General features: G+C 65.4%; 31 protein-coding genes. 1 reads left to right on the top strand and 30 read right to left on the bottom strand.

Features of this window, described 5'->3' with window-relative positions; translation table 11 throughout:
- Window positions 1–61: 61 nt before the first annotated feature.
- The 8 genes from rpmJ to ABIE24_RS09545 form a co-directional block, all read right to left on the bottom strand.
- Complete coding sequence (rpmJ, locus tag ABIE24_RS09580; protein ID WP_021759549.1) at window positions 62–175, bottom strand: 50S ribosomal protein L36; 114 nt, start codon at window positions 173–175, stop codon at window positions 62–64.
- A gap of 76 nt (window positions 176–251) precedes the next feature.
- Complete coding sequence (infA, locus tag ABIE24_RS09575) at window positions 252–473, bottom strand: translation initiation factor IF-1 (protein ID WP_111720612.1); 222 nt, start codon at window positions 471–473, stop codon at window positions 252–254.
- Window positions 474–618: 145 nt separating this feature from the next.
- Window positions 619–1,764, bottom strand: coding sequence for a mannitol-1-phosphate 5-dehydrogenase (locus ABIE24_RS09570; protein WP_354499068.1), 1,146 nt, complete (start codon window positions 1,762–1,764; stop codon window positions 619–621).
- Window positions 1,761–2,201 carry a PTS mannitol transporter subunit IIA gene (locus ABIE24_RS09565; protein WP_354499066.1) on the bottom strand — a complete coding sequence of 147 codons (441 nt, stop codon included), beginning with the start codon at window positions 2,199–2,201 and terminating at the stop codon, window positions 1,761–1,763. The genes ABIE24_RS09570 and ABIE24_RS09565 overlap by 4 nt, the downstream gene beginning before the upstream one ends.
- Window positions 2,198–3,781, bottom strand: coding sequence for a PTS mannitol transporter subunit IIBC (locus ABIE24_RS09560; RefSeq protein ID WP_354499064.1), 1,584 nt, complete (start codon window positions 3,779–3,781; stop codon window positions 2,198–2,200). The genes ABIE24_RS09565 and ABIE24_RS09560 overlap by 4 nt, the downstream gene beginning before the upstream one ends.
- Window positions 3,778–5,394 (bottom strand): phosphoenolpyruvate--protein phosphotransferase, encoded by a 1,617-nt coding sequence (gene ptsP / locus ABIE24_RS09555; protein WP_502916266.1) that lies wholly within the window; start codon window positions 5,392–5,394, stop codon window positions 3,778–3,780. The genes ABIE24_RS09560 and ptsP overlap by 4 nt, the downstream gene beginning before the upstream one ends.
- A 64-nt stretch (window positions 5,395–5,458) precedes the next feature.
- Window positions 5,459–5,725, bottom strand: coding sequence for an HPr family phosphocarrier protein (locus ABIE24_RS09550; protein ID WP_354499060.1), 267 nt, complete (start codon window positions 5,723–5,725; stop codon window positions 5,459–5,461).
- Window positions 5,718–6,074 carry a PTS sugar transporter subunit IIB gene (locus ABIE24_RS09545; RefSeq protein ID WP_354499058.1) on the bottom strand — a complete coding sequence of 119 codons (357 nt, stop codon included), beginning with the start codon at window positions 6,072–6,074 and terminating at the stop codon, window positions 5,718–5,720. Before ABIE24_RS09545 ends, ABIE24_RS09550 begins: the two co-directional genes overlap by 8 nt.
- A gap of 231 nt (window positions 6,075–6,305) precedes the next feature.
- Between ABIE24_RS09545 and ABIE24_RS09540 the strand changes: the two genes are divergently transcribed.
- Window positions 6,306–8,210 carry a BglG family transcription antiterminator gene (locus ABIE24_RS09540; RefSeq protein ID WP_354499056.1) on the top strand — a complete coding sequence of 635 codons (1,905 nt, stop codon included), beginning with the start codon at window positions 6,306–6,308 and terminating at the stop codon, window positions 8,208–8,210.
- Between the two features lie 271 nt (window positions 8,211–8,481).
- On the opposite strand, the gene ABIE24_RS09535 is transcribed toward ABIE24_RS09540, so the two are convergent.
- The 22 genes from ABIE24_RS09535 to rplD form a co-directional block, all read right to left on the bottom strand.
- The gene (locus ABIE24_RS09535) at window positions 8,482–9,360 is read right to left on the bottom strand and encodes an aminodeoxychorismate lyase (protein WP_354499054.1); all 879 of its coding nucleotides are present in this window, start codon (window positions 9,358–9,360) and stop codon (window positions 8,482–8,484) included.
- A 22-nt stretch (window positions 9,361–9,382) separates the two neighbouring features.
- A complete protein-coding gene (map, locus tag ABIE24_RS09530) occupies window positions 9,383–10,210 on the bottom strand; it encodes a type I methionyl aminopeptidase (RefSeq protein ID WP_502916263.1) in 828 nt (275 codons plus the stop codon).
- An 8-nt stretch (window positions 10,211–10,218) separates the two neighbouring features.
- Complete coding sequence (locus ABIE24_RS09525) at window positions 10,219–10,803, bottom strand: adenylate kinase (protein ID WP_354499052.1); 585 nt, start codon at window positions 10,801–10,803, stop codon at window positions 10,219–10,221.
- Window positions 10,800–12,122 (bottom strand): preprotein translocase subunit SecY, encoded by a 1,323-nt coding sequence (gene secY, locus ABIE24_RS09520; protein ID WP_354499050.1) that lies wholly within the window; start codon window positions 12,120–12,122, stop codon window positions 10,800–10,802. The genes ABIE24_RS09525 and secY overlap by 4 nt, the downstream gene beginning before the upstream one ends.
- A gap of 161 nt (window positions 12,123–12,283) precedes the next feature.
- Window positions 12,284–12,958, bottom strand: a complete 675-nt coding sequence (gene rplO, locus ABIE24_RS09515) for a 50S ribosomal protein L15 (protein ID WP_354499048.1) — start codon at window positions 12,956–12,958, stop codon at window positions 12,284–12,286.
- Window positions 12,958–13,140: a 50S ribosomal protein L30 gene (gene rpmD / locus ABIE24_RS09510; RefSeq protein WP_354499046.1), complete on the bottom strand. Its 183-nt coding sequence runs from the start codon at window positions 13,138–13,140 to the stop codon at window positions 12,958–12,960. The genes rplO and rpmD overlap by 1 nt, the downstream gene beginning before the upstream one ends.
- Window positions 13,140–13,862 carry a 30S ribosomal protein S5 gene (gene rpsE / locus ABIE24_RS09505; RefSeq protein ID WP_354499044.1) on the bottom strand — a complete coding sequence of 241 codons (723 nt, stop codon included), beginning with the start codon at window positions 13,860–13,862 and terminating at the stop codon, window positions 13,140–13,142. The genes rpmD and rpsE overlap by 1 nt, the downstream gene beginning before the upstream one ends.
- Entirely contained in the window at window positions 13,859–14,218 is a 360-nt protein-coding gene (rplR, locus tag ABIE24_RS09500) for a 50S ribosomal protein L18 (protein ID WP_090712305.1), read from the bottom strand. Before rplR ends, rpsE begins: the two co-directional genes overlap by 4 nt.
- 2 nt (window positions 14,219–14,220) lie before the next feature.
- A complete protein-coding gene (gene rplF / locus ABIE24_RS09495; RefSeq protein WP_354499042.1) occupies window positions 14,221–14,757 on the bottom strand; it encodes a 50S ribosomal protein L6 in 537 nt (178 codons plus the stop codon).
- 6 nt (window positions 14,758–14,763) lie between these two features.
- Window positions 14,764–15,162, bottom strand: a complete 399-nt coding sequence (gene rpsH, locus ABIE24_RS09490) for a 30S ribosomal protein S8 (RefSeq protein ID WP_196833374.1) — start codon at window positions 15,160–15,162, stop codon at window positions 14,764–14,766.
- A 244-nt stretch (window positions 15,163–15,406) separates the two neighbouring features.
- Entirely contained in the window at window positions 15,407–15,994 is a 588-nt protein-coding gene (gene rplE / locus ABIE24_RS09485) for a 50S ribosomal protein L5 (protein ID WP_354499040.1), read from the bottom strand.
- Window positions 15,994–16,353, bottom strand: a complete 360-nt coding sequence (gene rplX / locus ABIE24_RS09480; protein ID WP_090712297.1) for a 50S ribosomal protein L24 — start codon at window positions 16,351–16,353, stop codon at window positions 15,994–15,996. Before rplX ends, rplE begins: the two co-directional genes overlap by 1 nt.
- 2 nt (window positions 16,354–16,355) lie before the next feature.
- Window positions 16,356–16,724 (bottom strand): 50S ribosomal protein L14, encoded by a 369-nt coding sequence (gene rplN / locus ABIE24_RS09475; RefSeq protein ID WP_090712295.1) that lies wholly within the window; start codon window positions 16,722–16,724, stop codon window positions 16,356–16,358.
- A gap of 34 nt (window positions 16,725–16,758) precedes the next feature.
- Entirely contained in the window at window positions 16,759–17,073 is a 315-nt protein-coding gene (gene rpsQ / locus ABIE24_RS09470; RefSeq protein WP_354499037.1) for a 30S ribosomal protein S17, read from the bottom strand.
- Entirely contained in the window at window positions 17,073–17,396 is a 324-nt protein-coding gene (gene rpmC / locus ABIE24_RS09465) for a 50S ribosomal protein L29 (protein WP_354499035.1), read from the bottom strand. The genes rpsQ and rpmC overlap by 1 nt, the downstream gene beginning before the upstream one ends.
- Window positions 17,396–17,815 (bottom strand): 50S ribosomal protein L16, encoded by a 420-nt coding sequence (gene rplP / locus ABIE24_RS09460; protein WP_090712289.1) that lies wholly within the window; start codon window positions 17,813–17,815, stop codon window positions 17,396–17,398. Before rplP ends, rpmC begins: the two co-directional genes overlap by 1 nt.
- Before the next feature lie 2 nt (window positions 17,816–17,817).
- On the bottom strand, window positions 17,818–18,573 hold the full coding sequence (gene rpsC / locus ABIE24_RS09455) for a 30S ribosomal protein S3 (RefSeq protein WP_090712286.1): 756 nt from the start codon (window positions 18,571–18,573) through the stop codon (window positions 17,818–17,820).
- The gene (rplV, locus tag ABIE24_RS09450) at window positions 18,573–18,938 is read right to left on the bottom strand and encodes a 50S ribosomal protein L22 (protein ID WP_090712284.1); all 366 of its coding nucleotides are present in this window, start codon (window positions 18,936–18,938) and stop codon (window positions 18,573–18,575) included. The genes rpsC and rplV overlap by 1 nt, the downstream gene beginning before the upstream one ends.
- A 25-nt stretch (window positions 18,939–18,963) precedes the next feature.
- Window positions 18,964–19,245, bottom strand: coding sequence for a 30S ribosomal protein S19 (gene rpsS / locus ABIE24_RS09445; protein ID WP_090712282.1), 282 nt, complete (start codon window positions 19,243–19,245; stop codon window positions 18,964–18,966).
- Between the two features lie 12 nt (window positions 19,246–19,257).
- On the bottom strand, window positions 19,258–20,097 hold the full coding sequence (gene rplB / locus ABIE24_RS09440; protein ID WP_354499032.1) for a 50S ribosomal protein L2: 840 nt from the start codon (window positions 20,095–20,097) through the stop codon (window positions 19,258–19,260).
- 17 nt (window positions 20,098–20,114) lie between these two features.
- A complete protein-coding gene (rplW, locus tag ABIE24_RS09435) occupies window positions 20,115–20,414 on the bottom strand; it encodes a 50S ribosomal protein L23 (protein ID WP_354499031.1) in 300 nt (99 codons plus the stop codon).
- A 2-nt stretch (window positions 20,415–20,416) separates the two neighbouring features.
- Window positions 20,417–21,115, bottom strand: a complete 699-nt coding sequence (gene rplD, locus ABIE24_RS09430; RefSeq protein WP_354499029.1) for a 50S ribosomal protein L4 — start codon at window positions 21,113–21,115, stop codon at window positions 20,417–20,419.
- Between the last annotated feature and the right edge of the window lie 4 nt (window positions 21,116–21,119).

The raw sequence follows: 21,119 nt of genomic DNA, 5'->3' as shown, positions 1-21,119 counted from the left end.
CCGGCAAGCGTGCCGGATCCGCTCAATCTTGATCACTCCGAACGCTTCGCGTTCGGGGTGATCAACCCTGACGCTGCTTGTGGCGCGGGTTCTCGCAGATGACCATGACGCGTCCGTTGCGACGGATGACCTTGCACTTGTCGCAGATCTTCTTGACGCTGGGCTTGACCTTCATTGTGGTTCTCTCTTTTCGCTGTCGTCGTGCCCTGATCAGCGCGTGCGGAAATCAGGGCCGTTACTTACAGCACGTCCTACTTGTAGCGGTAAACGATCCGGCCGCGGGTCAGATCGTAGGGGCTGAGCTCAACGATCACACGGTCCTCAGGGAGGATGCGGATGTAGTGCTGACGCATCTTGCCGCTAATCGTGGCAAGTACGCGGTGGCCGTTGGTCAGCTCAACGCGAAACATCGCGTTGGGCAGAGCTTCGACTACTGCGCCTTCGATCTCGATGACACCGTCTTTTTTGGCCATACACTCACTGTCGCTCAAGGTAGTTCGCACTGGTCGTGCGGATGGATTGTGGTGCTGCTTGCTCCGATTGGAGAACACGCCGAAAGCGTGCACAAAGCACCAACGGACAATCCTATGTTAAGAGGGCTGATTTCGCCAATCGGAATCAGGTGCGCCAGGCGGAGACGACGGCGACCAGGTCACCGAACAGCGGATGCTCCGGATCCAGGCCGGTGACGCGTTCCACGAACGCCGAAGCGTCCAGTTCGGCCAGCATCGAGCGCATCTCAAGGCTTTGTTCGTCGTCGGCGACATCGAAGTCGAGGGCCTTGCCCACCGCGTCGAGAAGCGACGGATGCGGGATTCCCCGTTCGGCCAGTTCAGCGGCCGGACCGATGAACCGTTCGTTGCGCGACAGCTTGCGGAGCGGCTGGCGACCCACCCGCTGGACGGTGTCCGGGAGGTGAGGATTGGCGAACCGCACCAGGATCTTCTCCCGGTACGCGCGCTGGGCGTCCTCGTCGATGCCGTGCTTGGCCACGAGGAGCGCACTGGTCTCCTCGAGGACACGGCGCACGGCATCCGCGACGCCGGGGTCGGCGAGCGCATCCGAGATCTTGTCGATGCCCGCGGCGAAACCGTAGTACGCGGCGGTCGCGTGTCCGGTGTTCACGGTGAAGAGCTTCCGCTCGATGTACGGGCCGAGCGCGTCGACGAAGGTGGCGCCCGGGATGTCGGGGCGCGCGTCGCCGAACGGCTCGGACTCGATGACCCATTCGTAGAAGGTCTCGACGGTGACGTCGATCCCGGCTGCGGGGTCCTGGCCGGGGACGATCCGGTCGACGGCGGTGTTGGCGAAGATCGCACGGGGTGCGAGCGCCTCCCACTCGTCGGGGCCGACGCTCGACTGCACCTCTGTCTTCAGCAGGTCGGTGGCGTTGATCGCGTTCTCGCACGCCATTACCGCGAGCGGCGGGAGCCCGGAGTCGCGCAGGGCGAGCGCCCGGGCGATCACCGGAGCCACGAATCTCAGGATGTTCGGGCCGACCGCCGTGGTGACCACGTCGGCCGTCTGGATCTCGGCGATCAGCTCGTTCTCGCTCGTCGCGCTGTTCACGGCCCGGAAGCCGGCGACGGTGCGTTCGCCGCCGCCGTCCCCGACCTCGTGGACCGTGTAGGAATCGCTCCCGGCGAGCGCGTCGATGAGTTCCGCGTTCACGTCGGCGAAGACCACCTCGTAGCCGGCGTCGTGGAGCAACAGACCGACGAAACCTCGCCCGATGTTGCCTGCGCCGAAGTGAACGGCTTTCATTCTGCGTTGACCTCCTCGAGCAGCGTGAACAGTTCGTTCGCGTCTGCCGCATCGATGAGCTTCTGCACCTCGTCCTCATCGGAGAACACGATGGCGATCTTCGACAGGATGTCGAGGTGTTCGTTGTTGAGCCCGGCGATGCCGACAGCGAATCTCACCGGTTCGCCATCCCAGTCGATCGGGTCCGCGTAACGCACCAGCGAGAGCGACGACCGGGTGATGGCATCCTTCGCCTCGTTCGTGCCGTGCGGAATGGCGAGGTAGTTGCCCATGTAGGTCGACACGCTCGATTCGCGTTCGAGCATCGCGTCGATGTACTCGGGCTTCACCGCTCCCGCGGCGACGAGCAGGGCGCCGGCCTCGCGGATGGCCTCGTCCTTCGACGTTGCCGTGCCCCGGGCCACCACGTTCTCGGGTGTCAGGATGTTTTCGGTCATGCGGTTCCCCCCTGGTTGTTGTTGCGCTTGACGATCTCGACGACATCATCGTATTTCGGGCTGTTCATGAAGTTGTCGACCGAGATGTGCTGCGAGTTCGGTGACTTCGCCCGCGCCCGGTCGGTGAGGTCCTGGTGCGTGATCACGAGGTCGGCGTCGCCGGTCAGGTTCGCGATGGACTGGTTGGTGACGGTCACGCCGTCGACACCGGCCTTCTTGATCTTGTTGCGGAGCACCGACGCGCCCATGGCGCTCGACCCCATCCCGGCGTCGCAGGCGAACACGATGTTCTTGACGAGGGTCGCCGTCGCCGTGCCGGTCGCCGACCCCGTGTCGGTGGTGCCCTCGGCGACGAGGCCCTCGAGCACGTCGCTTCGCTTGCCCTTGTTCGCCTCGGTGGCCGCGACGGCCGCGCTCATGTCACCGGCGCTGCCTGAGGCCAGGTCCCGCTTGCGGGAGGCCCGGAGGATGACGGCCGAGATCGAGAACGACACGGCCGCGGCGGCGAGCACCGAGAGGATCACTCCGACCATGCTCGGGAACGGTGTCTGGATGAGAACGGCGATGATGCTGCCGGGCGAGGCCGGCGCGCGGAGGCCGCTCTGGAAGGCGACGTTGACGGCCACGCCGGTCATGCCGCCGGCGATGGCGGCGAGGACCAGGATCGGCTTCATGAGCACGTACGGGAAGTAGATCTCGTGGATGCCGCCGAAGAACTGGATGATGATCGCACCGGGGGCGCTCGCCCTGGCGATCCCGAGTCCGAAGAACGAGTACGCGAGCAGGATGCCGAGGCCGGGGCCGGGGTTGGACTCGATCAGGAAGAGGATACTCTTGCCGCTCTCTTCCACCTGCTGGACCCCGAGCGGGGTGAAGACGCCGTGGTTGATGGCGTTGTTGAGGAACAGGATCTTGGCTGGTTCGACGAAGATGCTGAGGAGCGGCAGCAGAGACAGGGCGATGAGCCAGTTGACAACGCCTTCGAGCAGCGCGCTCAGTGCGGTGATGATCGGGGCGATCCCGAAGAAGGCCACGATCGCGAGGATGGCGCCGAGGATGCCTGCCGAGAAGTTGTTGACGAGCATCTCGAAGCCGGCCCGGATCTTGCCTTCCCAGAGGCTGTCGACCTTCTTCATCAGCCAGGCGGCGAGCGGGCCCATGATCATCGCGCCGATGAACATCGGGATGCTCGATCCGACGATGACACCCATGGTGGCGATCGTGCCGACCACGCCGCCGCGCTCACCGTAGACCATCCGCCCACCGGTGTTGGCGATGAGAAGCGGGAGCAGGTAGGTGATCATCGGGCTGACGAGGCCGACGTACCTCGTGAAGGTCGTGCCGTCTTCGGTCTGGGCGAGTGCTGTTGCCGCGCCCTGCCAGCCGATGACATCCGCGTCTCCGTATCCGCCGAGGATGCCGTTGGGCAGCCAGCCGGTGGCGATGAAGAACGCGGTGATGAGGCCCCACGCGATGAATGCTGCGATGTTGGGCATCACCATGCCGGACAGGAACGTTCCGAACCGCTGGACGCGGACCCGGGCTCCTCCCGGTTTGGTGGGGGTTGACGTCGTCGTCATGATCGTGCCTCTTTCAGTGTGAGTGCAGCGGCGGCAACCGCTGCGCGGGATTCGGCTGCCCCGTCGGCGGCCAGTGCGATGCGGGCGAGGTCTTGAGCCTCGTCGAGGGTGTACGTCAGGAGTGATGCCCGCACGTCGGTGAGCGCCGGGGTCGACATGGACAGGCTCGTCGCCCCGAGGCCGACGAGCACGACGGCCAGGAGCGGGTCGGCGGCGGCCTCGCCGCAGATGCCGACCGGTTTGCCTGCGGCGGCCCCCGCAGCTCCGACCTCGCCGACGAGGCGGAGGACGGCCGGATGCCACGGATCCTGCAGGGCGGCGACCGAACCGAGCATCCGGTCGGCGGCGAGCGTGTACTGGGTGAGGTCGTTGGTTCCGATCGACGCGAAATCGCTCGCGGCCAGCACCTGCGGGGCGAGGAGGGCGAGCGAGGGGACCTCGACCATGACGCCGGCGGTCTTGATGCCGTACTCGCGGGCGAGGGCGACGAAATACTTCGTCTCTTCGACCGTCGACACCATGGGTGCCATCACCCACAGCTCGGCCGACGTTTCGGCATCCGCCTGGGCGAGCGCCGTGAGCTGCTCACGGAGGATGTCCTCGCTCGCGCGAAGGGCACGGAGACCCCGCAGGCCGAGAGCCGGGTTCTCCTCATGGGCGTCGTTGAGGAAAGGCAGCGGCTTGTCTGCACCCGCATCGAGCACCCGGACGACGACCTTCTTGCCACCGAACGCCTGCAGCAACCGGATGTAGTGCTCACGCTGCTGTTCGACCGTCGGGGCCGACCCGCCGGCGTCGAGGAACAGGAATTCGGTGCGGAACAGTCCCACGCCCTCAGCGCCGGCGTCGGCAGCGGCCTGCGCCCCGGCGGACGAGCCGAGGTTGGCCAGGAGGGGGATCGCCGTGCCGTCGGCGAGGGCGCCCGGGGTGACCGGTGCGACGGCGGCGGCCAGTCGTTCGGCGATGCGCCGCTGGGCGTCTGCCGTCTGTTCGTCGGTCGGGTTCGCGATCACGGTGCCGGATGCGGCGTCGAGGATGACGGGCGTGCCGTCGGCCAGCTCCGTGGCATCCGCCGTGCCGACCACGGCGACGATCGACTTCTCGCGGGCGAGGATCGCCGTGTGCGAGGTGGGTCCGCCGTCGCTCGTGATGAGGCCGAGCACCTTGTCGAGGTCGAGCATGGCGGTGTCTGCGGGGGCGAGGTCGCGGGCGACGAGCACGAACGGGTGCTCGGGATTGGGGACGCCTGGGGCGGCGACTCCCCCGAGGTCGGCGATGACCCGCTGTGAGACGTCGTCGAGGTCGGCGGCACGTTCGCCGAGGTACCCGCCCATCGCGGCGAGCTGGTCCCTGAACGTGGCGAAGGCTTCGAAGACGGCCCGCTCGGCGGTCTTGCCTGCGGCGAGCGCGTCGTCGATGGCTTCGGAGAGCATCGGGTCCTCGGCCATCATGGCCTGGGCCTCGAGGACGTCACGGGCGGCGCCACCTGCGGCCAGCCCCCGCGCTTCGAGTTCGCGGGCGACGATGCCCAGGGACGTGCGTGCGCGTTCGGCTTCGTCGGCCTGCGAGCGCGCGCTCGGGACATCCGCGGGTGCGGGCAGAGGATCTGACATCCGTGCGACGATCCCGACGGCGACGCCCTGGCCGATTCCGGTGCCCTGGAGGATGGTCGAGGTGTTACTCGTCATGGTCGGTCACCAGCAGTTCGACGAGGCCGTCAAGGACCTGTTCAGCGTTGTCGCCGTCGGCGGTCAGGGTGACGTAGTCGCCATGGTCGACGCCGAGGGAGATGACGGCGAGGATGCTTGCCGCATTCACCGGGGCGCCGCTGCCCTTCGCGACGGTGACCTTCGAGCCTGATTTGCTCGCGGCCTGGGTGAAGAGCTTTGCCGGGCGCGCGTGCAGCCCGTGTGACGATCCGATTCGAACGGTGCGTTCAGCCATGGGTGGGTCCTCCGTCGCTGCGTTGTGGGTCCCTCTGAAGCGACGTCGCCCCTGCAGCATCCAGGGCGAGGTCGAGGGCTTCATCGCCGGTCGGCGACGAGAAGATGGTGTCGGGCAGCGCGACGACAGCGACGCCCGCCCGGTCGGCGGCGGTCCTGACGGCGTCCAGCCGGTCGCCGAGGTGCGGGCCGAGCAGGATGACGCGGGCGCCGGGGAGCCGTTCGGGCAGGAAATCCAGCGGACACGCCTCAGCGGTGACCGGAAGGGAGCGCGCCGTGGCGGACTTGCGGATGCGCAGGGCGACGAAAGTGCTCGACGCGCCTGCGCCACACACCACGAGGATTCTCACCGATCCGCCTCCGTTGCCGTCCCGTTGCCCTGCACGCGTTGCCTCCCGCAGTGTTCCGCGGGCTGCACCGATTCTCTCGCCGGAGCGCCCCCGCCCGCCACCACGAACCTTTCCGCCCCTGCGGAAAGGGCCGGGTTTCTCCGCCCACAGCGGCCGGGCAGGTGGTTGACTCGTCGTGGGCGTTCCGACCGCGAACCGAATCTCGCCGGCCGCTCGCCCGAAGGAGCCACGATGACACGCGACAGACAAGACCGGATCCTCACCTACCTCTCCCGGGCGGGCACGTGGGTGACGGCCGGGCAGCTTGCCGACGTCCTCGGGGTCACGCCGCGCAGCATCCGCAGTTATGTCACCGCGATCAAGTCGCGGGCCGCCCCGAACACGGTCGTCGAAGCCGGGCCGAACGGGTACCGGATCAACGCGGATGCCTACGCGGCGTTCCTCTCGACGGCCGAGGCCGGCGGGACGGAAACCCCGCGGGACCGGTTGTACGGCATCGTGCGCCGCCTCGTCGACAGCCCCGACGGACTCGACGTGTTCGATCTCGCCGCAAGTCTGCACGTCGCGGAGTCCACGGTCGAATCGGACCTCTCCCGGGTGCGGCTGCTTCTGTCCGAGGCCGAGCTGTCGCTCACGAGGCGCGGAAGCACCGTCGCCCTCGACGGCACCGAGCTGGCCAGGCGGCGGCTGCTGTCTCGCATGTTCCGTGAGGAGACCGAGCGGGGCATGATCGAGCTGGAGGCCATCCAGCGCGAGTTCTCGTCGCAGAGCCTGAGCGAGTTCAAGACCGACCTGATCGACATGCTGAGCGAGCGCAACTATGCGCTCAACGACTACGGGATCGACAACGTCCTCCTCCACATCGCCATCGCCGTCGACCGGGTGTCGAAGAACCGGCCGGTCCCCGAACCGGAGGAGGCGTCCGTCGCGGCGGCCGACGGCATCCCCGCCGCGCTCTCCGCTCTCATCGCGACCCATTTCGACACGGTGCTCGGGGCGGCCGACATCGACTACCTGGCGTACCTCATCACGACCCGGGCGGCGATGAGGACGCAGGACATCGCCGATTCGAGCTACCTTAACCGGGCCGACCTCGACGTCGTCAGGAGCATCGTGCGGAGTGCGGGTGAGGAGTACCTCGTCGACCTGTCAGACGAGGACTTCATCACCCGGCTCACCCTGCACGTGCAGAACCTGTTGCGGCGGGCGCATGAGCACTCGTACTCCCGTAACCCGCTGGCGCGGTCGATCAAGACGTCGTACCCGATGATCTACGAGCTCGCCGTGTACATCGCGAGCCAGTTGCAGACCCACGGCGCGGTGGAGATCAACGACGACGAGATCGCCTACATCGCCATGCACGTCGGGGCGCACCTGCAGCAGCGGGCCGGGTCGGACGACCTGCTGCGGTGCGTGCTGGTCTGCCCGAACTATTACGACATGCACCTGCTGCTGCGCGACCGGATCACGCTTCTGCTCGGCGACGCGGTCGAAGTGGTGCGGGTGGTCACGCGCAGCGACGTGTCGTGGGCGGACCTCGACGCCGACCTGGTGCTGACCACGATCGAGCCACCGGTCCCCGACGAGTCCATCGTCGTCATCCAGCCGTTCTTCACCGAGGGCGACGCCGACCGGGTGCGCCATGTGATCACCCGGGTCCGCCGGGTCCACCGTCGCGCGTTGATCAAGGACGAGGTGCTGCAGTACTTCGACGCGTCGCTGTTCGTGCGGAACGCCGGTGCCAAGGACGAAGCCGACATGATCCGGCAGCTCGGGGACCTCATGGTGGCGCGGGGCATCATCGAGAAGGCGTACGTGGACGGGGCGATCGAACGCGAACGGATGTCGTCGACCGCGTTCACCGATTCGCTCGCGGTGCCCCACGCGATGGCGATGACGGCGAAGAGCACGTCGATAGCGATCGCGGTAAACGAGTCCAGCATGCCGTGGGGTGAGAACCGGGTGAACGTCGTCGCGCTGATCGCCTTCAGCGCGAGCGAGCGGGCGAGCTTCCAGCGGATCTTCGACCAGTTCGTCGAGGTGTTCTCCGAGCGGGAGGACGTTCTGCGGATCGTCAAGAAGTCCGTCGACTTCGGGGCCTTCATCGACGAGCTCGTCCGCACGATGGACTCCTGAGCCCCGCGTGGGTGTCGGGCGCGGACGGCTGGCACGGGCAAAGCGACCCCGCGCGGGTGAAAACTCCTCGCGCGGGTGAAACGCCGCCCGCGCAGAACGAAAAGACCCGCGCCAGCGCTCCCCCGACGTGCGAAGGGTCGCCGCAGCGCCCGTCACCGAGGCTGCCCCCACCGAGCACTAGCGCCTCGCCGGCGCGGGTGAAAACTCCTCGCGCGGGTGAAACGTCGCCCGCGCGCGCCCAAAAGACCCGCGCGAACGCTCAGCAGCACGCTCAGGCGAGCAGCGCCGCGTTCATCCGGGCGGTCAGGGCGAGGTCTGTGAGGATGGCCGTCCCGTCGACCGCGGTGATCGGAGCGGCGAGCCGAACACTCGAGACCAGCCAGGCGGCATCCGACTGGAGCAACTCCCCCACCGGGATCCTGCGGTAGACGCACTCGAAGCCCACGGATTCGAGGAAGGAGAACAGGTCGGCCTGCGTCGTCCCGGCGAGGATGCCGTGCTGGATGGCGGGCGTGACGAGCGTGTTGCCCTGGCGGAGGATCAGCGACGAGGTCGGCCCTTCGAGCGCGAAGCCGTCGGTGGAGGTGAACACGGCGTCATCAGCCCCCCGGCGCTTCGCCTCACGGAGGGCCGCCATGTGAACGGCGTACGACAGGGTCTTCGCGCCGACGAGCAGCCACGGCGCGTTCTCGCCGACGTCGTTGGCGTAGCCCCGGCTGAGCGTGGCCACGCGGATGCCGTCGGTTCGCTCGGGGAAGTCGCTCGCGACGGGTGTTCCGGTGAGCCAGCAGGTCGGCCCGGACCCGGTCCCCCGCGTGATGACCAGACGGATCGACGCCTGGCCGGTGGACGGCAGGGCGTCCAGCAGGGCTTCCACTCCCTCGCGCCACTGGGCGAGGTTCGGGGCGGGGAGGTCCAGTTTGACGGCGGATGCCTCCAGGCGGGCCAGGTGGGCGTCGATGCCCCTGGCGCGGCCATCGCTCACCCCCAGGGTTTCGAAGATCCCGTCGCCGCGGCCGGCACCCGCGTCGAACGCGGTGAGGATCGGCTCGGTCGGCGGCACGAAGCGGAGTGACGCGCGGAGCGCGTTCTCGGGTGCGTCGGCGTCCGCCGGGATCGGGCTGAGGAGGAGAACCTGGGGCGTCGTCATGGATTCGACCCTAGCGCGAGGGTCAGGCGATCGGCGTGGGGGTGATCCCGAACGGCTTCAGGCCGGCTGCTCCACCGTCTTCGGCGGTGAGCACCCAGATGCCGTCCTTGTGCACGGCGACGCTGTGCTCCCAGTGGGCCGCAGCAGAGCCGTCGTCCGTGGCGACGGTCCAGTCGTCATCCTTGGTGTGGGTGTCGATGCTGCCGAGAACGACCATCGGTTCGATCGCCACGACGAGTCCCGGCTTGACCTCCGGGCCCTTCGGCCGCACCCGGTAGTTGAAGACCGGAGGGGCCTCGTGCATGGAGCGTCCGATGCCGTGCCCGACGTAGTCGGTGAGGATGCCGTAATTGCCGCGATCCTCGACGTAGCCCTGCACGGCGTCGCCGACCTCGTTGAGGTGGGAGGCGTTCGCCAGCCGGGCGATTCCGGCCCAGAGCGAGCCCTCGGTCACATCCGAGAGCTTCTGCCGTTCGGCGACGAGGTCAGGGCGGGACGGGTCAGGAAGCACGACGCTGATCGCCGCGTCACCGTTCCAGCCGCCGAGGATGGCACCGCTGTCGATGGAGACGAGGTCACCAGGCTCGAGGGGGCGATCGTTCGGGATGCCGTGGACGACGTCCTCGTTGACCGACGCGCAGATGGTGTGGAAATAGCCGGCCTCGAGCTTGAAGTTCGGGGCCCCTCCCAGCGAGAGGATGGCCTGTTCCGCGGCCGCATCGACCTGCGCCGTGGTCGCTCCGACCTGCACGGCGCTCCGCGCGGCGACGAGCGAGGCGGCCGTGACCCGGCCGGGTTCGAGCATCAACCGCAGCTGGGCGGGTGACTTGTAGATCGATTTGCGCAGCATCAGCAGGTTCAGAACGCGATTCCGGACGCGATAAGGGCGGAGCGCACCCGGGCGCTGACCTCGTCGACGGCTCCGAGCCCGTCGACCTCGACGACGATGCCACGGGACTTGTACGCGGCGATCACCGGTTCGGTCTGCTCGTGGTAGACGTCCTGGCGGTGCCGGATGACCTCTTCGGTGTCGTCGGCGCGGCCCTGCTCCGCCGCCCGCTTCAGGAGCCGCGTGACGACCTCCTCCGGATCGGCGACGAGCTGCACGACGGCGCCCAGTTCAGATCCGGTCTCGGCGAGGATACGGTCGAGTTCTGCAACCTGGTCGGCGGTCCGCGGGTAGCCGTCGAGGAGGAAACCGTCGAGGGCGTCCGGCTGGTGCAGCCGGTCCTGCACGATCGCGTTGGTCAGCGAGTCGGGCACGTATCCGCCGCTCGAGACGATCTCCTGCACCTTGAGGCCCAGTTCGGTGCCCTGTTTGATGTTGGTGCGGAAGATGTCGCCGGTCGAGATCGCGGGGATGCCGAGCGCCTCAGCGAGCACCGCAGCCTGCGTTCCCTTGCCGGCTCCCGGGGGTCCGACGATCAGCAGACGTGCGCTCATCGCAGGAGCCCTTCGTAGTGGCGCTGTTGCAGCTGAGCGTCGATCTGCTTGACCGTCTCGAGCCCGACACCCACGATGATGAGGATGCTGGCGCCGCCGAACGGGAAGTTCTGGTTGGCACCGACGAGGGCGAGGGCGATCAGCGGGATGAGCGCGATGCAACCGAGGTAGAGCGCACCGGCCAGCGTGACACGGGTCAGCACGTAGTCGAGGTACTCAGCGGTCGGCCGGCCGGCACGGATGCCGGGGATGAAGCCGCCGTACTTCTTCATGTTGTCGGCGACTTCTTCGGGGTTGAAGGTGATCGCGACGTAGAAGTAGGTGAAGCCGACGTTGAGCAGGAAGTACAGGGCCATGTACAGCGGGTGGTCTCCGCTGGTGAGGTACGTCGTGATCCAGACGACCCAGGCGGCCGGTTCCTCGCCTGCGGCAGGCGTGTTGAACTGGGCGATCAGCGCGGGCAGGTACAGCAGCGACGAGGCGAAGATGACCGGGATGACACCGGCCATGTTGACCTTGATGGGAATGTACGTGTTGTTGCCGCCGAAGGTGCGACGACCCACCATGCGCTTCGCGTACTGCACCGGGATGCGCCGCTGGGACTGCTCGACGAAGACGACGGCCATCATGATGACGAGGCCGACGGCGAGCACGAGCAGGAACGTGTCGAAGCCCTTGGACTGCTGGATCGCGAGGAGCGAGCCGGGGAACGTGGCGGCGATCGACGTGAAGATGAGGAGCGACATGCCGTTGCCGATGCCGCGTTCGGTGATCATCTCACCGAACCACATGATCAGGCCGGTTCCGGCGGTCATGGTGATGACCATGAGCAGCACGGCGTACCAGGTGTCGTTCGTGAGCAGCTGGCTGCACTCCGCGCTCGTGTTCGTGCCGAAGAGGGCGCCGCTTCGCGCCACGGTGATCAGCGTCGTCGACTGGAGGATGCCGAGGAAGATCGTCAGGTAGCGGGTGTACTGCGTGAGCTTGCCCTGGCCCGCCTGGCCTTCCTTGTGCAGTGTCTCGAAGTGAGGGATGACCACGCGCAGCAGCTGCACGATGATCGAGGCCGTGATGTACGGCATGATGCCCAGGGCGAAGATCGACAACTGGAGCAGGGCGCCACCTGAGAACAGGTTGACAAGCTCGTAGAGCCCGGAGGTGCCCTGGTTCTGCTCGAGGCAGGCCTGGACGTTGCCGAAGTCGACGAACGGCGCGGGCACGAACGACCCGAGGCGGTACAGGGCCATGATGCCCAGTGTGAACCCGATCTTCCGGCGAAGGTCTGGCGTGCGGAAGATCCGCGCAACGGCGCTAAACAAAAAAGGCCTCCTGGTTTCGAGCCGGTTGGTTCAGCTCTTGATACCGGTCATTGGTGCCGTGATCAAACAGGCCCGGCAATCGAATCTACTCGATTACCGGGCCTGTCGAACAATCGGTGTCCCGTGCGCCTGCGCGACGGGACGGACCGGCGTCTGTGGAATTACTTGACAGAACCGCCGGCGGCAACGATCTTCTGTTCAGCCGACCCGGAGACCTTGTCTACCGAGATCGTGAGCTTCACAGAGATGTCGCCGTCTCCGAGGACCTTGACCTTCTCGTTCTTGCGAACGGCGCCCTTGGCCACGAGGTCGGAGACGGTGACGTCGCCGCCCTTCGGGTAGAGCTCGGCAAGCTTCTCGAGGTTGACAACCTGGTACTCGACGCGGAACGGGTTCTTGAACCCGCGCAGCTTCGGAGCACGCATGTGCAGCGGAAGCTGGCCACCCTGGAAACCAGGGCGGACCGTGTTGCGAGCCTTCGTACCCTTGGTACCGCGACCCGCCGTCTTACCCTTCGAGCCTTCACCACGACCGACACGCTGGCGTGCCTTCTTGGAGCCCTCAGCCGGACGGAGGTGGTGGACCTTGAGCACCTGGGCGCGCGGGGTCACTTCTTCGGCCTTCTTGGCGGGAGCCTTTTTGGCCGGAGCCTTCTTGGCTGCAGCCTTGGGAGCGTCTGCAGCGGCGGTCTCGGCCTTGGCCGGGTCCTTCGCAGCAGCTGCCTTCTTGGCCGGAGCCTTTTTGGCCGGAGCCTTGTCGGCGGCCTTGGCAGGCGCCTTCTTCGCGGGAGCCTTTTTGGCGGTCTCCTCGGTGACGTCGGTCTTGTCGTCAGCCATTAGTCGATCTCCTCAACCTTTACGAGGTGAGCAACAGTGTTGACGTAGCCACGGTTCTGCGCGTTGTCCTCGCGGACGACGACAGCACCGATGCGCTTCAGTCCCAGGCTGCGCAACGTGTCGCGCTGGTTCTGCTTCTCACTAATTTTGGACTTGGTCTGCGTGATCTTCAGCTGAGCCATCAGGCACCTACCTTTGCGGTGGCCGCAGCCTTGGCAGCGGCCTGAGCCTCGATCTCCAGCAGCTTGGCAGGAGCGATTTCGGAGTACTCCTTGCCACGGCGTGCGGCAACGGCGCGGGGCTCTTCGAGCATCTTCAGCGCCGTGACAGTGGCGTGAACGATGTTGATCGTGTTCGACGAACCGAGCGACTTGCTCAGGACGTCGTGGATGCCGGCGCACTCGAGTACGGCGCGGACAGGGCCACCGGCGATAACACCGGTACCTGCGGCGGCCGGACGCAGGAGGACGACTCCGGCAGCAGCCTCACCCTGGACGGGGTGCGGGATGGTCGAGCCGACGCGAGGGACGCGGAAGAAGTTCTTCTTTGCTTCCTCGACACCCTTGGAGATCGCGAGGGGAACTTCGCGAGCCTTGCCGTAGCCGACACCGACGAGACCGTTTCCGTCTCCGACGACGACGAGCGCGGTGAAGCTGAAGCGACGACCACCCTTGACGACCTTGGACACGCGGTTGATGGTGACAACGCGCTCGAGGAACTGGCTCTTGTCAGCGTCGCGGCTGTTGCGCTCGCGACCCTGGTTGCGTTCGCCACGGCCGCCACGGCTGCCGCGGTCGCCCCGTGCGTCAACACGCCCGGAGCTCTCGGTTCCGGCTGCGGTCTCGACCGGCTTCTCAACTGGCTGGTCCGCGGAAACGGCCTCAACCTTGCTTGCATCACTCACAGGTTCAACCCACCCTCTCGAGCACCTTCGGCGATTGCCGCAACGCGACCCGCGTACCGGTTACCACCACGGTCAAAAACGACTTCTTCGATACCGGCGCTCTTTGCGCGTTCTGCAACGAGCTCGCCGACCTTCCTGGCTTTGGCGGTCTTGTCACCGTCAAAAGTACGGAGGTCAGCTTCGAGGGTGGATGCCGACGCGAGGGTGAAACCCTTGCTGTCGTCAACGACCTGGACGAAGACGTGACGAGCCGAACGGGTCACGACGAGACGCGGGCGAGCCGCGGTTCCATCGATCTTCTTACGGAGGCGCGCGTGACGACGGTCACGGGCAGCCGACTTGGACTTTACGGCCATGGTTACTTACCAGCCTTTCCGGCCTTGCGGCGAACGATCTCGCCGGCGTAACGCACACCCTTGCCCTTGTAGGGCTCAGGCTTGCGAATCTTACGGATGTTGGCAGCAGCCTCGCCGACGGCCTGCTTGTCGATCCCGGACACCGTGAGCTTGTTGTTGCCCTCGACGGTGAGCGTGATGCCGGCAGGCGGCTCGATCAGGACCGGGTGGGAGAAGCCGAGGGCGAACTCAACCGAGCTGCCCTTCTGTGCCACGCGGTAACCGGTTCCGACAACTTCGAGGCCCTTGGTGTAGCCCTGGGTGACGCCGATGATCTGGTTGCTGATGAGAGTACGGGTGAGCCCGTGCAGGGAGCGCGATTCACGCTCGTCGTCTGGACGGGTAACCAGAACCTGGTTGTCATCGACCTTGGCCTCGATCGGGCTGGCGACGGTGAGCGTCAGCTCACCCTTCGGGCCCTTGACCGTGACGACGGAGCCGTCGACCGCGACGGTGACGCCTGCGGGGATCTCAATGGGGAGTCTTCCAATACGCGACATGTGTGGCTACCACACGTAGGCGAGGACTTCCCCACCCACGCCCTTCTTCTCGGCCTGGCGGTCGGTGAGCAGACCGGAGGAGGTGGACAGGATGGCGACGCCGAGGCCACCGAGAACCTTGGGGATCTCCGTCGACTTTGCGTAGACACGGAGGCCGGGCTTCGAAACGCGCTTGATGCCCACGATGGAGCGTTCACGGTTCGGGCCGAACTTGAGGTTCAGGGTGAGGGTCTGGCCGACGCGAGCGTCTGCAACTTCCCAGCCGGAGATGTAGCCCTCAGAAGTGAGGATGTCGGCGATGTGCGACTTGAGCTTCGAGTGCGGCATCGACACGGTTTCGTGGTGTGCCGAGTTCGCGTTGCGCAGTCTGGTCAGCATGTCTGCGACCGGATCTGTCATTGTCATAGGTGGTTTCCTTCGTTCACCAGGTTTCGTTCACCCGTTACACGAATGACGACCTGTGGTGGTTAGGGGTGAAGCGGATGCTCCGCCCCCCTGATCTTTTTCGCCGCAATGCGCCGGCCCCCCGATTTCGCGAGGAAATCGGGCGACCGGCGCCGCTGGCGATCAAGTTCTTCAGTTGCGCCACGGCACCCAAGCCGGCTGCAAGCAACCGACCTAATATACCGCTACTTCGCTGAGTGTGTTGTTACGCCTGGTTTTCAGCGGTCTTGAACGGGAAACCGAGCGCCTTGAGCAGCGCACGACCCTGTTCGTCGTTCTTCGCGGTCGTGACGACCGTGATGTCCATACCGCGGACGCGGTCGATCTTGTCCTGGTCGATCTCGTGGAACATCGACTGCTCGGTCAGACCGAACGTGTAGTTCCCTGAACCGTCGAACTGCTTCGGGCTCAGGCCGCGGAAGTCGCGGATACGAGGAAGCGCGAGGCTCAGCAGGCGGTCGAGGAACTCCCACATGCGGTCTCCACGAAGCGTGACGTGGGTTCCGATGGGCTGTCCTTCACGCAGTTTGAACTGTGCGATCGACTTCCGTGCCTTCGTGATCTGCGGCTTCTGACCGGTGATCTTGGTCAGGTCGGCGACGGCGCCATCGATGATCTTGCCATCGCGGGCTGCTTCGCCGACACCCATGTTCACGACGATCTTGGTGAGCGTCGGGATCTGGTGCACGTTGGTCAGGCCGAGGTCCTTGAGCAGCTGCTGCTGGAGCTCTGCCTTGTACTTCTGCTTGAGGCGGGGCTGGATTTTGCCAGCCTCCACTGCCGCGATCGTCATTAGAGGTCCTTACCTGACTTCTTGGCGTAACGAACACGGACCGTCTTGGTGACGCCGTTCTTCGTTACTTGCTCATTACGGTGGCCGACGCGGGTCGGCTTCTTGGTCTCGGGGTCGACGAGCGCCACGTTCGAGATGTGGATCGGAGCCTCGTGGGTTTCGATTCCACCGGTCTTCGTTCCACGCTGGCTCTGTCCCTGACGCACGTGCTTGGTGACGTAGTTGACGCCTTCAACGATGACGCGGTTCTTCTCGACCAGCACCTCGATGACCTTGCCCTGCTTGCCGCGTGAACCGCCGCGAGCCTGGGTCGGGCCCGAGATGACCTGCACGAGGTCGCCCTTTTTGATCTTCGCCATGACTAAATAACCTCCGGTGCCAGCGAGACGATCTTCATGAACTTCTTGTCGCGAAGCTCGCGACCGACCGGTCCGAAGATACGGGTACCGCGGGGGTCGCCGTCGTTCTTCAAAATCACTGCTGCGTTCTCATCGAACTTGATGTAGGAGCCGTCTGGACGACGAACTTCCTTCTTGGTGCGAACGATGACGGCTTTGACGACGTCACCCTTCTTGACGTTCCCACCGGGGATCGCGTCCTTGACCGTAGCGACGATCGTGTCGCCGAGGCTGGCGTAACGACGACCAGATCCACCGAGAACACGGATGGTGAGAAGCTCCTTGGCGCCGGTGTTGTCGGCGACCTTTACTCGGGATTCCTGCTGAAGCATTTTCTAACTCCTTATGACAAGCAAGCCGCGAGGCTTACTTGGCCTTCTCGAGGATCTCGACCAGGCGCCAGCGCTTCGTGGCGCTGAGCGGACGGGTCTCACTGATCAGGACGAGGTCTCCGATGCCGGCGGTGTTGAGCTCGTCGTGCACCTTCCTCTTGGAGGTGCGGCGGATGACCTTGCCGTAAAGCGGGTGCTTTACGCGGTCTTCGACCTCGACGACGATGGTCTTGTCCATGCGGTCGCTGATGACGTAGCCACGCACGGTCTTGCGGTAGCCACGAACGACGGCCTGGGCCTCACCTGCGGCGACCTCGGGGGACACGCTGTTGGCGTCAGACTTAGCCATTACTTGGCCTCCTCAGTCTCGGTTTCGGGTGCTGCCTCAACGGCGGCATCCTTCTTCTTGGTTTTCTTCGCAGCCTTGGCAGGCACCTCTGCGGCAACGGGGGTCGCCCGAATGCCGAGCTCGCGCTCACGGATGATCGTGTAGATGCGAGAGATGTCGCGCTTCACGGCACGCAGGCGGCCGTGGGTCTCGAGCTGGCCGGTAGCAGCCTGGAAGCGCAGGTTGAACAGCTCTTCCTTGGCCTTGCGCAGCTCGTCGACAAGACGTTCGTCTTCAAATGTGTCGAGCTCAACGGGGGTGAGCTCCTTGGAACCGATCGCCATTATGCGTCGCCCTCCTCGCGCTTGATGATGCGTGCCTTGAGAGGCAGCTTGTGGATTGCACGGGTGAGTGCTTCGCGGGCAAGCGTCTCAGAGACGCCGGCGACCTCGAAGAGCACACGGCCGGGCTTGACGTTCGCGACCCACCACTCGGGCGAACCCTTACCGGAACCCATGCGGGTTTCGGCGGGCTTCTTGGTGAGCGGACGGTCGGGGTAGATGTTGATCCACACCTTTCCACCACGCTTGATGTGACGCGTCATGGCGATACGAGCGGACTCGATCTGACGGTTGGTCACGTAAGCGGGCGTCAGGGCCTGGATGCCGTACTCGCCGAAGCTGACAACGGTTCCACCGGTGGCCTGGCCAGTGCGGTGGGGACGGTGCTGCTTGCGGTGCTTGACTCGACGTGGAATAAGCATGATTACGCGCTTGCCCCTTCTGCGACGGGAGCCTCGGCACGCGGTGCACGGCGCGGACGGTCGCTACGCTCGGGGCGGGTCGACTTGGCGTTGGCCTGCTCGCGAGCGAGTTCCTTGTTGGTGATGTCGCCCTTGTAGATCCAGACCTTCACGCCGATGCGGCCGAAGGTGGTCTTTGCCTCGTAGAAGCCGTAGTCGATGTTCGCGCGGAGGGTGTGCAGCGGCACACGGCCTTCGCGGTAGAACTCGGAACGGCTCATCTCGGCGCCGCCGAGGCGGCCGGAGACCTGGATGCGGACACCCTTGACGGTTGAGGTGCGCTGGGCGCCCTGCAGTCCCTTACGCATTGCGCGGCGGAAGGCCACACGTGCGGAGAGCTGCTCGGCGATGCCCTGGGCAACCAGCTGGGCGTCAGCCTCGGGGTTCTTGACCTCGAGGATGTTCAGCTGGATCTGCTTGCCGGTGAGCTTCTCGAGGTCGGTGCGAATACGCTCCGCCTCGGCGCCGCGGCGACCGATCACGATGCCCGGACGGGCGGTGTGAATGTCGACGCGAACGCGGTCACGGGTGCGCTCGATCTCGATGCGTGAGACACCGGCGCGGTCAAGCGAGGTGCCCAGCAGTCGACGGATCTTGACGTCCTCGGCGACGTAGTCGCTGTAACGCTGGCCCGGCTTGGTGCTGTCGGCAAACCAACGCGACACGTGGTCGGTGGTGATGCCGAGGCGGAAGCCGTACGGGTTTACTTTCTGACCCATTACTTCGTACCCTCCTCAGGAGTGGCGAGCACAACAGTGATGTGGCTGGTGCGCTTCAGAATCTGGAATGCGCGGCCCTGGGCACGCGGCTGGAAACGCTTGAGGGTTGCGCCCTCGTCGACGAATGCCTTGGCGATGTACAGGTCCTGCTCGTCCAGGAACTGGTTGTCTTTGTCTGCCTTGACGCGAGCGTTCGCGATGGCAGAGGCGACCAGCTTGTAGACGGGTTCTGACGCACCCTGCGGTGCGAACTTCAGAATGGCCAGGGCCTCAGCGGCCTGCTTTCCGCGGATCATGTTGACGACGCGGCGGGCCTTCATGGGGGTGACGCGGATGTGACGCACGCGTGCGACTGACTCCACCATTTCTCTCCTCCTTTTCGTCACCGCGTTAGCGGCGACGACCCTTCTTGTCATCCTTCACGTGTCCACGGAAGGTGCGGGTGGGTGCAAACTCGCCGAGCTTGTGCCCGACCATCGTCTCGGTGACGAACACCGGGATGTGCTTGCGACCGTCGTGCACCGCGATGGTGTGTCCGAGCATGGCCGGGACGATCATCGAACGGCGCGACCAGGTCTTGATGACGTTCTTGCTCTTGGCCTCGTTCGCGCGAACCACCTTGCGGAGCAGGTGGTCATCAACGAAGGGGCCCTTCTTAAGACTGCGTGGCATCTTCTACAACTCCTACTTACGCTTCTTGGTGGCGGTGCGGCGACGAACGATGAGCTTGTCGCTTTCCTTGTTCGGGTGGCGGGTGCGGCCTTCTTTCTGGCCCCACGGGCTGACCGGGTGGCGTCCACCGGAGGTCTTGCCCTCACCACCACCGTGTGGGTGGTCGACCGGGTTCATGGCGACACCGCGGACGGTCGGGCGAACGCCCTTCCAGCGCTTGCGGCCGGCCTTTCCCCAGTTGATGTTCGACTGCTCGGCGTTGCCGACCTCGCCGATCGTTGCGCGGCAGCGTGCGTCGACGTTGCGGATTTCACCGGACGGCAGGCGGAGCTGCGCGTAGATGCCATCCTTGGCGACGAGACGAACCGATGCGCCTGCTGAGCGAGCCATCTTGGCGCCTCCACCCGGACGCAATTCGATTGCGTGGATGACGGTACCGGTCGGGATGTTCTTCAGCGGCAGGTTGTTGCCTGGCTTGATGTCAGCGCCGGAACCCGACTCGACAACGTCGCCCTGTGCGAGCTTGTTGGGAGCGAGGATGTAGCGCTTGGTGCCATCGACGAAGTGCAGGAGCGCAATGCGCGCCGTGCGGTTGGGGTCGTACTCGATGTGAGCGACGCGGGCGTTGACGCCGTCCTTGTCGTTACGACGGAAGTCGATAACGCGGTACTGGCGCTTGTGGCCACCACCGATGTGACGGGTCGTGATGCGGCCCTGGTTGTTGCGGCCACCGGTCTTCGAGAGGGGACGCAACAGCGACTTCTCGGGGGTCGAACGCGTGATTTCAGCGAAATCAGCGACGCTCGATCCACGGCGACCTGGGGTCGTGGGCTTGTACTTACGAATAGCCATAGTTTTTCCTTACGCTCCTAGCCGACAGCCGTGAAGATGTCGATGGAACCGGATTTGAGCGTCACGATGGCGCGCTTGGTGTCCTTGCGCTTGCCGATACCGAACTTGGTGCGACGGGTCTTGCCCGTGCGGTTCAGAGTGTTGACCGAGGCGACCTTGACGTTGAAGATCTTCTCGATGGCGAGCTTGATCTCGGCCTTGTTGGCGTTGGGCTCGACGACGAAGGTGTACTTACCCTCGTCGATCAAGCCGTAGCTCTTCTCTGAAACGACCGGCGAGATGATGACGTCGCGCGGGTCCTTGTTGATGTTGGTCATGGCTAGGCCTCCTCAGTGACGTCAGCGGACGAAGCGACAGCCGTGACCGACTTGCCCCTGGCGGGGCCGGCGACGAAAGCGTCGAAGGCTGCCTTGGTGAAGACGATGTCGTCTGACACCAGCACGTCGTAGGCGTTCAGCTGGTCATGGTTGATGACGTGAACGGTTGGGATGTTGCGAACCGCCTTGTAGCTCTCCACGTCGGCGCGTTCGAGAACGACGAGCACGTGAGGGGAGGTGGCGATGGTCGACAGGTAGTCCACTGCGGCCTTCGTGATGCGCTCTTCAGCGATGACGAGGGTCTCGACGACGTGGATACGCTCGCCACGGGCCCGGTCAGAGAGAGCTCCGCGCAGTGCGGCGGCAATCATCTTCTTGGGGGTGCGCTGCGAGTAGTCACGCGGCTGCGGGCCGTGGACGACGCCACCACCGGTCATCTGGGGGGCGCGGATCGAGCCCTGACGAGCGCGACCGGTTCCCTTCTGCTTGAACGGCTTGCGGCCTGCACCGGAAACCTCACCACGACGCTTGGTCTTGTGGGTTCCCTGTCGTGCTGCAGCGAGCTGGGCAACAACGACCTGGTGGATGAGCGGAACGTTGGTTACTGCGTCGAACAACTCGGCGGGCAGTTCGACAGTGCCGGACTTCTTGCCCTTCGTGTCGAGAACGTCGAGCGTTGCGGTGCTAGTTGCGTCGGTCATCTAA

The organism is Mycetocola sp. 2940 (assembly GCF_040548835.1).
GTDB lineage: Bacteria > Actinomycetota > Actinomycetes > Actinomycetales > Microbacteriaceae > Mycetocola_A.
Note: the sequence above shows the minus strand (reverse complement) of the source record. Positions and strands in the feature narration are given on the sequence as shown.

Bases quoted from the DNA above. Each gene is read 5' to 3' on its own strand.
- rpmC (WP_354499035.1), bottom strand. From the start codon at position 17,396: ATGGCGATCGGTTCCAAGGAGCTCACCCCCGTTGAGCTCGACACATTT.
- rpsC (WP_090712286.1), bottom strand. From the start codon at position 18,573: ATGGGTCAGAAAGTAAACCCGTACGGCTTCCGCCTCGGCATCACCACC.
- ABIE24_RS09540 (WP_354499056.1), top strand. From the start codon at position 6,306: ATGACACGCGACAGACAAGACCGGATCCTCACCTACCTCTCCCGGGCG.
- rplE (WP_354499040.1), bottom strand. From the start codon at position 15,994: ATGACGATCGCGGCAGTGGAGGCTGGCAAAATCCAGCCCCGCCTCAAG.
- ABIE24_RS09525 (WP_354499052.1), bottom strand. From the start codon at position 10,803: ATGAGCGCACGTCTGCTGATCGTCGGACCCCCGGGAGCCGGCAAGGGA.
- rplF (WP_354499042.1), bottom strand. From the start codon at position 14,757: ATGTCGCGTATTGGAAGACTCCCCATTGAGATCCCCGCAGGCGTCACC.
- rplW (WP_354499031.1), bottom strand. From the start codon at position 20,414: ATGACCAACATCAACAAGGACCCGCGCGACGTCATCATCTCGCCGGTC.
- ptsP (WP_502916266.1), bottom strand. From the start codon at position 5,394: ATGTCAGATCCTCTGCCCGCACCCGCGGATGTCCCGAGCGCGCGCTCG.
- ABIE24_RS09565 (WP_354499066.1), bottom strand. From the start codon at position 2,201: ATGACCGAAAACATCCTGACACCCGAGAACGTGGTGGCCCGGGGCACG.
- ABIE24_RS09535 (WP_354499054.1), bottom strand. From the start codon at position 9,360: ATGACGACGCCCCAGGTTCTCCTCCTCAGCCCGATCCCGGCGGACGCC.
- rpmD (WP_354499046.1), bottom strand. From the start codon at position 13,140: ATGGCTCAGCTGAAGATCACGCAGACCAAGTCCAAAATTAGTGAGAAG.
- rplV (WP_090712284.1), bottom strand. From the start codon at position 18,938: ATGGTGGAGTCAGTCGCACGCGTGCGTCACATCCGCGTCACCCCCATG.
- rplD (WP_354499029.1), bottom strand. From the start codon at position 21,115: ATGACCGACGCAACTAGCACCGCAACGCTCGACGTTCTCGACACGAAG.
- rpmJ (WP_021759549.1), bottom strand. From the start codon at position 175: ATGAAGGTCAAGCCCAGCGTCAAGAAGATCTGCGACAAGTGCAAGGTC.
- ABIE24_RS09560 (WP_354499064.1), bottom strand. From the start codon at position 3,781: ATGACGACGACGTCAACCCCCACCAAACCGGGAGGAGCCCGGGTCCGC.
- rplO (WP_354499048.1), bottom strand. From the start codon at position 12,958: ATGGCTGACGACAAGACCGACGTCACCGAGGAGACCGCCAAAAAGGCT.
- rplP (WP_090712289.1), bottom strand. From the start codon at position 17,815: ATGCTTATTCCACGTCGAGTCAAGCACCGCAAGCAGCACCGTCCCCAC.
- rplX (WP_090712297.1), bottom strand. From the start codon at position 16,353: ATGGCGAAGATCAAAAAGGGCGACCTCGTGCAGGTCATCTCGGGCCCG.
- rplB (WP_354499032.1), bottom strand. From the start codon at position 20,097: ATGGCTATTCGTAAGTACAAGCCCACGACCCCAGGTCGCCGTGGATCG.
- rpsQ (WP_354499037.1), bottom strand. From the start codon at position 17,073: ATGGCTAAGTCTGACGCCAACAGCGTGTCCCCCGAGGTCGCCGCAGGT.
- infA (WP_111720612.1), bottom strand. From the start codon at position 473: ATGGCCAAAAAAGACGGTGTCATCGAGATCGAAGGCGCAGTAGTCGAA.
- rplN (WP_090712295.1), bottom strand. From the start codon at position 16,724: ATGCTTCAGCAGGAATCCCGAGTAAAGGTCGCCGACAACACCGGCGCC.
- ABIE24_RS09550 (WP_354499060.1), bottom strand. From the start codon at position 5,725: ATGGCTGAACGCACCGTTCGAATCGGATCGTCACACGGGCTGCACGCG.
- map (WP_502916263.1), bottom strand. From the start codon at position 10,210: ATGCTGCGCAAATCGATCTACAAGTCACCCGCCCAGCTGCGGTTGATG.
- rplR (WP_090712305.1), bottom strand. From the start codon at position 14,218: ATGGCCGTAAAGTCCAAGTCGGCTGCCCGTGACCGTCGTCACGCGCGC.
- ABIE24_RS09570 (WP_354499068.1), bottom strand. From the start codon at position 1,764: ATGAAAGCCGTTCACTTCGGCGCAGGCAACATCGGGCGAGGTTTCGTC.
- rpsS (WP_090712282.1), bottom strand. From the start codon at position 19,245: ATGCCACGCAGTCTTAAGAAGGGCCCCTTCGTTGATGACCACCTGCTC.
- rpsH (WP_196833374.1), bottom strand. From the start codon at position 15,162: ATGACAATGACAGATCCGGTCGCAGACATGCTGACCAGACTGCGCAAC.